Consider the following 2,428-nt stretch of genomic DNA (forward strand, 5'->3'; position numbering starts at 1 on the left):
GTTGGGGGGAGGGGGTGGAGATGCCTAGGTTGGTGAGGCCGTGATTTGAAGAGCATATTTCTGTTTCAGCAGGGGCTGTTACCTCGGGGTGAGCGGTTCGATTAGCCATACACAGGAAGAGGGTGAACAAGCTAAGAACGTAAGTGGTTGAACTCGACCAATAAAGACATTCATAGGTACCGATTAAACTGGCTCGGCAAAGTAAGTGATTCGACGAAAGAAGCGACTCCCTAGGCGGGAAATTGTGCGTGCTAGCCATCCTTAAAGAAACGATAAAAGGTTGATCCGATCACTGCTAAGCGATGGATGTGGGCTAAAAATAGAAAGAAGATAATTTTGATGCCATATTGACATCAGTTTCAGTCCGTGGACAATCACTTGCGTACTCTACAACCATGGATGGCGATTTTATGCATCGAAGAGCTTTTTCGTATTTACCCCTCAGGAGCAGTTCTGTACGTCAGGGCGCAGTTGCCACATCAAATATTGTAACCGATCGAATTTTTTATTCGAGTGTTGGCAGTGCGGCACTATATAGGTGCGATAGCCAGAACCTCTATAAGGCAACGTTAAAAAGAGCTAGCTAAAAATGCGCGATATTGTTCGAAATAATGGAATTGGCTTTAGAGTGTTTACGGATTTCCGTAAATAATCTGTTAGTCAGTGGGGGCTGGCTCATATGGGGCATTATTGTCTTCGCACTGATGAAAAGTTAGTAAGAGATGATTGATGTGCCACCTGTTTTAGATTTCGAACTTGAACTTGAACTTGAACTTGAAATTGAACTTGAAGTTGAAGTGGCTAGGTTTGATGGAATAATTAAGGTCTGGTTATGAAAAAGAAAAATACCAAGCAACGGTCACCAAGATTCGCCCACTTTACAGATTTGCACGTAGGGATGGGGACGCAAAAATGGCTTTGGCCGACTTTCAAGTCTGCTCTAATATCAGATTTGAAGAGTCAAATCGAAAAGTTTGGTGATTTGGATTTTGTTATTTTTACTGGTGATTTGACGCAGAAAGGGTCCAGTTCTGAATTCTCTCGATTAAATGATATTTTAAAGGAAGTGTGGGAAGTGTTTCGTCAATACGGATCAAACCCTCTTTTCTTACCAATCCCGGGCAATCATGATCTCGTCAGGTCAAAGGATATAGATCCAACCGTACTCGCGCTGGAGCAATGGTGGGAGAAAAATGAAATTCAGAGTGCGTTTTGGGCAGAAAAGCCCAAGGTCTATAGGAATTGCGTTGCAAAATCTTTTCAGAATTATAAAAAATGGTTCGCGGGCCTACCCTCGATAGGTATTCCGATTCCTGAAATAAAGGAGGGCGTATTACCTGGTGATTTTTCGGCTGAATTAAATATCCATGGTGTATCAATCGGTATCGTAGGTTTGAACTCTGCATGGTTGCAACTTACATCGAAGAATTATGACAAAAAACTTTGCGTGGATCCGAGGCAAATGATGGCGGTTACTGAGCACGACCCTGATGGGTGGTGTTCTAGACATGATTTTAATTTTCTTGCCACACATCATCCAGAAACATGGCTGCATCCTAATAGCCTTAGCGCGTGGCGCTCAGAAATTTATGTTTCTTCCCGTTTTGATGCTCATTACTTCGGTCATATGCATGCTGCTAATACAACTTCAGTATCGGAAGGCGGAAGCGCATCTCGGAGAAATATTCAAGGTGCATCACTTTTTGGGTTGGAATTTATAGATGCTAAAGTGCAGAGGTTGCACGGGTATGGATTGTATGAGGCCATCAGTCTAGATTCGAAGAAATGCTTAAAAGAGTGGCCTCGATTTGCACATAAGACTTCGGCAGGAGCATATCGGCTCATTGCAAATCCCGAATTTGAATGTGATGACGATGGGGCTATCGATCACCATATGAATAATGATGTATCGAAGCAAGCGATTGACATTTCGACAGATTTTCAAACTTTTGGGCCGCGGGCGAACACTGGCTTGCTCAAACGTATTCGCAAGTTGCAACCCGATTCTTTGGTAATTCCTGATATACGGTACATTGAAAGAGCCAAAAGCGTTGAGTCGTTGAGAGATAACAGGGCTCTATGGATGGTCGTCGACTGGGGAATGGGAATTGAGTCGTTTCTGAAGCAACTATCTGATTCGTTAGGGGTTGACCAAGAAAACGTGTTTGTGCTCGATTTGCAGAATTGCTCTTGCTTAGCGGATATTTATGTCGAGATAGATTCGAAATTGAATGCCAATTTTGGAGACTTACTTGACGCGTTAGCAGAGCAGTCAACTTCGGTATTGTTGTTGGACGACGCTCCGATTTACGAAGGTAAAGATAAAATAGGCCGGCAATTACAGTCGGATGTTGAAAAGTTTATCAGCGCTGCTTTGGACTACTGCCCAGATCTCCATGTAATAGCTACTTCAAGACTTAAGCCGATT

1 protein-coding gene is annotated in these 2,428 nt (G+C 43.1%); it reads left to right on the forward strand.

Features of this window, described 5'->3' with window-relative positions; genetic code table 11:
* Window positions 1-832: 832 nt before the first annotated feature.
* Window positions 833-2,428: metallophosphoesterase (locus HT737_RS29160; RefSeq protein WP_182404556.1), on the forward strand; the 1,596-nt coding region annotated here is incomplete at its 3' end.

This window comes from Pseudomonas sp. MD195_PC81_125 (genome assembly GCF_014060985.1).
Lineage (GTDB): Bacteria > Pseudomonadota > Gammaproteobacteria > Pseudomonadales > Pseudomonadaceae > Aquipseudomonas > Aquipseudomonas parakoreensis.